This is a genomic window from Variovorax sp. 10L426 (assembly GCF_056395305.1).
Genome location: NZ_JBFTJF010000108.1, coordinates 1 through 413, shown reverse-complemented (window position 1 = coordinate 413; position 413 = coordinate 1). Strand labels below are relative to the sequence as shown.

Annotated in this window: 1 protein-coding gene; it reads right to left on the bottom strand. The window is 64.3% G+C overall.

Translation table 11 applies throughout. The features are described from left to right. A partial coding sequence (locus AC1DHL_RS29990; RefSeq protein WP_478164367.1) for a LysR family transcriptional regulator occupies nucleotides 1–309 on the bottom strand: 309 nt, incomplete at its 3' end. Between the last annotated feature and the right edge of the window lie 104 nt (nucleotides 310–413).

The following is a 413-nucleotide window of genomic DNA, read 5'->3' as shown; positions in this document are numbered from 1 at the left end:
GCCGATGGCCGCCGGCATCTCCACGCGCAGCCTGCCCATCGGCCCCTGACCAGAGCGCGTCATGGCCACCTCGGTCTCGGCAATCTCCGCGAGGATGCGCATGCAGCGCTCGTAATAGTCGGCGCCCTCGGGCGTCAGCCTGAGCTGCCGCGTGGTGCGGTTGATGAGCCGCACGCGCAAGTGCGCTTCCAGTCCCTGGATGAYCGTGGTGGCCGACGTGCGCGACAACCCCAGCGCCTCCGCCGCACGCGAGAAGCTGTTCATCTCCACCACGCGCGTGAAGACTTCCATTGCCTGGACCTTATCCATCGTCTTGCCCTTCATTGGTGCGCCGGACCGGAACGCCTGGTGCGTTACGGGCCGGATTGTTCGGTCACGCCAAATTGTGTTCTGGATTATGAACGTTTACCAGA